Origin of the sequence: Pseudomonas sp. NPDC089406 (genome assembly GCF_044900265.1) — a bacterium.
Classification (GTDB): domain Bacteria; phylum Pseudomonadota; class Gammaproteobacteria; order Pseudomonadales; family Pseudomonadaceae; genus Aquipseudomonas; species Aquipseudomonas fakonensis.
Map to the genome: position 1 here is coordinate 20,223 of NZ_JBJDNC010000063.1, position 7,107 is coordinate 27,329.

General features: G+C 58.4%; 7 protein-coding genes. All 7 read right to left on the minus strand.

Going from position 1 to position 7,107, the window contains the following annotated elements:
* Window positions 1–13: 13 nt before the first annotated feature.
* The 7 genes from ACI2KK_RS27300 to ACI2KK_RS27330 all read right to left on the minus strand — a co-directional run bounded on the left by ACI2KK_RS27300 (window position 14) and on the right by ACI2KK_RS27330 (window position 6,906).
* Window positions 14–1,552 (minus strand): ParB family protein, encoded by a 1,539-nt coding sequence (locus tag ACI2KK_RS27300; RefSeq protein ID WP_404671398.1) that lies wholly within the window; start codon window positions 1,550–1,552, stop codon window positions 14–16.
* A 14-nt stretch (window positions 1,553–1,566) separates the two neighbouring features.
* Window positions 1,567–2,442 carry a ParA family protein gene (locus ACI2KK_RS27305; protein WP_404671399.1) on the minus strand — a complete coding sequence of 292 codons (876 nt, stop codon included), beginning with the start codon at window positions 2,440–2,442 and terminating at the stop codon, window positions 1,567–1,569.
* A gap of 3 nt (window positions 2,443–2,445) precedes the next feature.
* Complete coding sequence (locus tag ACI2KK_RS27310) at window positions 2,446–2,661, minus strand: AlpA family transcriptional regulator (protein ID WP_404671400.1); 216 nt, start codon at window positions 2,659–2,661, stop codon at window positions 2,446–2,448.
* A 113-nt stretch (window positions 2,662–2,774) separates the two neighbouring features.
* Entirely contained in the window at window positions 2,775–3,512 is a 738-nt protein-coding gene (locus ACI2KK_RS27315; protein WP_404671401.1) for a hypothetical protein, read from the minus strand.
* A gap of 318 nt (window positions 3,513–3,830) precedes the next feature.
* Complete coding sequence (locus ACI2KK_RS27320) at window positions 3,831–5,207, minus strand: LLM class flavin-dependent oxidoreductase (RefSeq protein ID WP_404671402.1); 1,377 nt, start codon at window positions 5,205–5,207, stop codon at window positions 3,831–3,833.
* 35 nt (window positions 5,208–5,242) lie between these two features.
* Window positions 5,243–6,088, minus strand: a complete 846-nt coding sequence (locus ACI2KK_RS27325; RefSeq protein WP_404671403.1) for an amino acid ABC transporter permease — start codon at window positions 6,086–6,088, stop codon at window positions 5,243–5,245.
* Window positions 6,085–6,906 carry an ABC transporter substrate-binding protein gene (locus ACI2KK_RS27330; RefSeq protein ID WP_404671404.1) on the minus strand — a complete coding sequence of 274 codons (822 nt, stop codon included), beginning with the start codon at window positions 6,904–6,906 and terminating at the stop codon, window positions 6,085–6,087. The genes ACI2KK_RS27325 and ACI2KK_RS27330 overlap by 4 nt, the downstream gene beginning before the upstream one ends.
* Between the last annotated feature and the right edge of the window lie 201 nt (window positions 6,907–7,107).

The following is a 7,107-nucleotide window of genomic DNA, read 5'->3' on the forward strand; positions in this document are numbered from 1 at the left end:
GCAGCTCCTCACGTTAACGAGTGGTCGACAGTGTCAGCTCAATGAGCTGCCGGGCGTGGCGAATCAGCATGAACAGCTGCTCGAGTTGGGCGTCGGGGAGCCGCTCGAGGCCTACCGTTAGGGCTGGGCGTTCGGCAAAAGGCAGGTCGTAGGCACCGATAAGCAGTTGTCCAAAGAGGGCGGCGGGCAACTGCTGACGTTCTTTCCAGCTCACGTCGTCCTGCAGCCGTAGCAGCGCGGAAAGCAGCAGCTGAATGCCGGTGTGACGCGCGCTCATCTGTTCGCCGTGTTCCGGGGGCAATGTAAAACCCAGGCCATCCGCGTGCGGGCTGACCATGGCACTGGCATCGGCATACGCGGCGAGATCGGCCGCCAGCGCGGCGCAGCGCTCCCGCAAGGCACTGAGATCATCCTCCGCCAGAGGCTGGAGTGGCGCCGAATCCACCGGCACCTGAACAAGTACAGGGTCGTCCGATCTTTCGTCGAACGGCGGTTCGTCAGTGAGTGCCTGGCGGATGTGGGGAAGACGTGGCGCTTGCAACGGGGTGGTGTCGCCGTCGCTTTCGCCCTGATCTGGTCTGGGTGACTCCGTCGGTGATTTGGGGACGTCGTCGATGACCGATGACTGCGGCGGTGCATCGGGGGGTAGATCCTGGAGCAGGCGCCGGGCGGAACTCGATTGAAGTGGCGAAGTTTGGTGTTCTTGGTGCAACTCCAAGGCCAGCAGTCGAGGTGTCTGCTTGAGGAACACCGACATCCTGGCCAGCAGTTCGTCCTGCAACTCGCCCGCGTCCAGCTCGGGCTTATCACCGTCATGCATCGACAGCACTTCGAGCCAGAGCTGCACAAACTGTAGGGCTCCGCCGAAATGCTGGTTCCAGATTGACTCCGCCCGACGTCGCAAGCTGATGAGCCGGGCGATGGTAGGTTTACCGAGGCCGGCGTACAGCACCTGCGGAATGGCAGGCAGCAGGTATTCAAGCGTGTCGAACATGCGGCTGATCTGCGATTGTGAGATCGGGTAGCCGCCTTGGCTCAGGCGTGAGGAGAGTTCACGCTGACTCAGCGACTCATCACTCCCCTGAAGCATGCCCTGCAGTTGCGCCACAGCCAGGGCCCGCTCAACGAAAGTGAGCTGGCCATGCAGATCGCTTTCGGCCAGGTGCCCGAGCAACGCATGCGCCTCGGACTGCCAGGGTCGAAACAAACAGTGGATGCGGAAAAACCGTTCCTCGCGCGTTTCCTGCCAGAGTTCGCCAAGGATACTCAGGCGCGTGTTGCCACCGTTGCGGATGATGAAGTGCGCTTCGTTCGGGCGGCGGGTGATGGAAGGCGGCTGGTCCAGCCCGCGTTCGCGGATTGAAGCCTTGATGTCGTCGTACAGAGGGTTGCGCACTACGCGTGGGTTCAGCTCATACGGGCGCAGTTGCTCAAGGCTGACCACCATCGGGGTATCGGCGATCGGTACGGACGAAACCTCGCGGCCGGGGTTCTGCGGAAAATGTGTCTGCTGCAGCTGACGCGTAATGTCTTCGGACGTTGGCGGCTTCATTACCAATCCTCCGTTTAGCCGCGCCGGACCAGGTCGTGTCCAGCAAACTGTTGGCCTCGCACGTGCACTCCCAAGGCAAGTAGCTGTTCGGTCCACTGAGGGAAGAGCTCCACTGCCAGCGCGCGCATCACCCGGGCAGCGCAAGGACTGCGGCTGCCGGACGGTGACCTCGGTTCCACCCGGTGCACGGGAAGCCCCAGCGAGGCAGCATTGGTGTAGGCCACGCGGTCGGGAATCGTCGTGGTGCAAACACTGACATGCGGATCGGCTTGGAAGGAAGCTTGCAGGCTCTGCATGATCAAGCGGGTGTCGCGGCGATTGGCATTGACCTGGTTGAGCAGCAGCTTCACCGACGGCAAGGCGACGCCCAGGTAGCGGTAGGGCTCCAGCTCCTCCAACAGTCCCAGGGTGCCACGGCGCAATTCGCGTGCAGCAAGCATTTCCGGCGGTACCGGGCACAGCGCGCAATCGGTAGCAAGAATCACCATCTCCACCACGACGCTGCGGGCGCCCTGGGTATCAATGATCAACACATCGTACTGACCCTCGAAAGCGGACAGCAGGTTGCGTAGCCGTAGGCGGCCATCGGCGGCGTGCAAAAGCAGAGTGCTGATGTGCCCGGCGCGGTCGTTGGAAACGATCATGTCCAGGTGTGGAATGACGGTGGAAGAGATCACCGACTCCGGTGTCGTGAGCCCATGAGCGATGAGTTCGTAGCTGCCTGACTCACGGGGTTCACGCAGGGTGTAGTAACTGGACAGCGTTGGCTGGCTGTCCAGGTCCAGCAGCAACACGCGAAGCCCTGCATCGGCAAGTAATCCACCGAGGTTGGCGGCGACGGTGGTCTTGCCCGCGCCGCCCTTGGTCGAGATCAGCGAAAGGACGTCCATGATTCAGTCCCCGCTGCACAGCCGGTCCTGGACCCACTGCTCGATTTCCAGCGAATCCCAACCGACGGCACGGGTACCGATGCGTCGGCATTGCGGGAATTGGCCGGCCTTCATCAGGTTGTAGATGTGCGAACGTTTGAAGCCGGTTTTCTGCTCCACTTCGTCGCGGCGCATGATGTGGCGGTCGGCAGGGACGGGGGTAGGGCTGGTCTGTTGCATGATGTCACTCCGTAGCGCCGGGTGGCGCGTGGTGGGATGTGACAGTCAGTGAAGGCTCGCTGAAGGGAAAAAACATTGTCAGGCAATGGCTGGCATTGCCTGACAATGCGGCGTCACGCCCGGAAAACCTGGGCGAAATGGCGGCGAGCCTCGGCAAATCTCCGATCAAGGGTACTTTTGCTAAGGCCGCTCACTCCCGGGAAACGGCGGGTGATCTCCTCGACCAAGGCCGCCTGGCTTGGATAGATGGACTGTATCTGGCCGCTGTTTGATTTCCCCAAGGTGGCTTCCAGCACGGCACCGATCAGGGTGTTATGCGCACCCTCGGAGACTTCTGAGGGTATGCCGCAGGCCTCCAGTCGCTCTGACAGCTCTCGGTTGCAGCTCACAAGCGTTGCCATTTCTTCGGTAGTGGCCGCCAGCTCTTGGCGCAGCTTTTCAATAGTGCGCTGGGAAGCGTCAATTTCTGCTTCCTGTACTAAATGAGCGGTCAAGCTGATGCAATCTGAATGATCAAGATTTGGAGGAAACAGGAAGGCGGGTTTCTGATCAGGAAAAGTACGCTTGAACCAGACCAGTAGATCGGCACGCCGTACCGAGCAGTACTCATGATGTACCTGGTGGTCTGAACTGATCGGCCGCCCCAAGTAAGTCGCGGGCAGCTCTCCGCAGATAATCGCATCGCAGATACACTCAAGGTGCTTTTGCAGCGAGGGCCACTGCGGAAAATGCTTTCGCAGGCAACCCGGTTGGGACACGTCGACACGCAAGATCTCATCCTGATAGGCGGCAAGGTCACACCACAAAATTGCGGCATCAATCGGGTGGTAAGAGCTTCTGATTGAAATCATGGCACACAGCCTCCAGCTGCGTTCATCCTAGAATCGCTGGCGGGGGCTTCGGTCCAGGGCCTCTGTCGAGCGAGCCGGGTTCCGAATATCTTTTTTCGGATCCAATGAAGGTGACAATGCTTCCGCAGCTTGGTTCAGCTGTGTCACAGGACTTACGACAGGTTTCGACGCGATTCTTCTCTCCATCTCTTCGCTTTAATTATTCTCCTGACCCTCAGAGCCATTTTGAGTAGTCTGCGTTCATCTAGCACATAGTGGAGCTCACGCGCCCATATCTTACGGCAAATGAGCCAAGAGCATGGCTGTACGTTGTCCCGGTTATGCGGGTAAGCGGAAAGAGGCGCCGTAGGCGGACGCTGGCAGGCGGCTAGATCCGTCAGCTCTCAACCTGGATCGGAAACTCCCGCTCTGAGGACTGGTTCGGTAGAGCCCTCTCTTTCGCAGCTCTGGCACCACCAGTTCCACGAAGTCTTCCAATGTGCCAGGGCTAGTTAAGGGGTTGAGCATGTAGCCACTCGTACCCGAGATCCGTGCATGTTCCTCGATTCTGTCTGCCACCTGCTCCGGCGTGCCAACCAGGATCAGATCGGTGCCCCGTGTAACATTGGCAAAGCGCTTCCTGACGTCCCCGGCGGTTAGAGGCTTGCCGCTTCCGTCGGGTCGCATCATGTAGGAAGTAAGACCCTCGGTATGAGTCGACAACGCATCGCTGTCCGCGTAGCGGCTCAGGTCGATACCTGTGTCGCCGGCATAGCTGACGAGTTGTGCTTCCAGGTGATAGTTGCTCTGGAGCTCGTCGTATTTGCGCTGGGCTTCAATCTCGGTTTTCGCCGTCACGATGCGCAGCACTGTAAGCGACTGCACGTCATCCCGAGCGCGACCACGTGCCTCAGCCATCGTCCAAATTTCTTCCAACCCTTGACGAATTTCATGAGGGTTCGACTTGGCTATGAAGATCAGTTCAGCATGCTTGGCCGCGAATTCGCGCCCTCTTCCTGACCAACCCGCCTGAATCAGGAGTGGCGTTCGCTGTGGGGACGGAGCGGAAAGATGAGGCCCCGCCACTCGATAGCGTTCTCCCACATGGTCGATCGGCTTGACCCGGTCGCCTTGGGCGTACACCTGGCGGGTTTTGTCGGCGACCACAGCGTCATCTGCCCAACTGCCCTCCCACAGCTTGTAGACCACGTCCATGAACTCCTCGGCGCGCTCATACCGATCTCCATGCTTGAGCATTTCCTCCAGACCGAAATTGCGCGCAGCGCTGGAAAGGTAGGAGGTAACGATGTTCCAAGCAATCCGGCCGTTGGTCATGTGATCAAGCGTACTGAACCGTCGGGCATGGGCAAAAGGATGCTCGTAGGTCGTGGACACGGTAGCGCCGAACGCCAGATTCTTCGTGATCGCTGCCAATCCCGGGATGATCATCAGCGGGTCATTTGCAGGCGCCTCGACGGCCCACTTCACGGCTGACTCCGCGTTACCGCCGAACACATCATAGAAGCCCAACACATCTGCAAAGAACAGCATGTCGAGGTTGGCCTGGTCAGCGATGCGTGCCTGGTTGGCCCAGAACTCGAAGGTGTTGGCTGCCAGGCGCTCGTCGGCCGGATGTGTCCACAAGCTCGGCGCGCCACCGCAGCCGACACTGGCTTGTTCGTAAAGGGCAAACAATAGGGGTTTAGGGTCGCACATCGCTGTTCCTGTAATCATTGGTGTCAGCACTCAACTTATCGTTGATCCTGAAAGCCTTTGCCGTAGTAGCGCTCAAGCCGGTGTTGGACAAGCTCCAGCCCAATGGACAGAAGCCAATAGATGAGTGCGGCGGTGGCCAGCATCTCGATGTAGCGGTACGAAGAGCGGCCGTAAGACTGCGCCAGGAACATCACTTCCCATACCCCCATCACTGAAATCAACGATGAGTCTTTCAGCATGGAGATGAACTGGCTGGTGGTCGGAGGAATGATCGTGCGCATCGCCTGAGGCAGGATGATGTGGAAGAACGTCGTGGTCGGGTTCATTCCCAGCGCCACTGCTGCCTGGCGCTGGCCGGGTGGCACCGCCATGATACCTGCACGGAAAATCTCGCTCAGGTAGGCCCCGTAGTTGAGGGACAGCGCGATAACGCCCGCACTGATTGCGCCTGGCACTACGCCGAGTTGGGGCAGCCCCAGGTAAATAAGCAGAATCTGGATAAGCAAAGGCGTGCCACGGAAAAAGGAGGCGTAGAAGCTCGCTACTCCAAAGGCCACAGCGCTTCGAGAAAGCCGCGCGAGCGCTGTTACGAACCCCAGCACCAGCGACAGCCAGATCGAGCAAAAGCACAGGAACAACGTCAGTGCGGCGCCCTGCAGGAACCCATTGGGCCCCAGTTTGAGTCCAACCAGGTTTGGCAGCTTATCGAGAATGATCGAGAACTTGAGGTCGAAGCTCAGGAAGAAAAATATACAGGCGCCGAGCAATGCCGCCCATGTCAGGTACAAGCGGGTTTTGAAGCCAAAGATTCGCCGGATGCGATCCCTCTGCGGGCTGGGCGCCAGCGCGGTTTTGGCCGGATGCGGATTAAGGGCTGTCATTTAGTGATATCGGCGCCAATCCATTTTTCGGAGATCTTGGTCAGCGTCCCATCTGCCTTGAGCTCAGTCACAACCTGGGCGACCTTTTCACTCCACTGGCGATCGTTTTTCTCAACGGCGACTACGTTCGGCTCGGCATACAGGGTCTCACCGGCAATCTTGAAGCGAGGATCCTGGGCGATGCGTTCTTTAGCCGTAATGAGATTGGTGACCATGGCATCCAACCGTACCCCGGTGCCTAGCGCCAGATCCTGGAACGCTACGGTTTCGTTGTCGTAGGGTGCGACCTGGACGGTGTCAAATGGGTACGCCAGGGGTTTGTCCTCAGCCCCCTCGATGACGAGATCCTTGTTCAGATAGGCTTCATAGGTGGACGCACTGATTACGCCTACCTTCTTTCCAGACAGCTCTTTACCAGAGCTGATGATGCTGTCCTTGGCGTTGACCACGATGACCGCGGGTGATTGGTAATACTCGACAGGGAAATCGAATACCTCTGCCCGCGCTTTGCTTGGCGTCATGGAGCACACACAGATGTCGTAGCGCCCACTCCAGCGTCCAGCCGCGATCACATCCCACGACGGTGTTTCGAGTTTGAGCTTCACCCCAAGCCGTTTAGCTACCGCCTTGGCGACATCAACGTCGAACCCCTCGAGCTGATTCTGATCATTCAGGAACGAGAACGGAGGGTAGTTTTCCATCAGTACCCCGGTGAGCTCGCCTTTACTTTCTACACGTTCAAGGGTTGAGCCAGCGAAGGCAGATGAACAGGCAGCAAGAAGCGCTAGGCCTGCGGGGAGGAGAGAAATTGCTTTCAACGACCAACACTCCGTTATCTAGGGACCTAAATAGTAAAACGTAATATAAAACCAATTAGTACTAACATTTTAGAATATGAATGGATTGCTTAGCTATATTCCTTAGGGATTCTCCGATCAAGTCAGCACAGGTCATCTGACCTGTGCTGAAATAGCCCTCCTTCCAACTGTCCTCTACAAGCCCGCCATTCCATGAGCCAG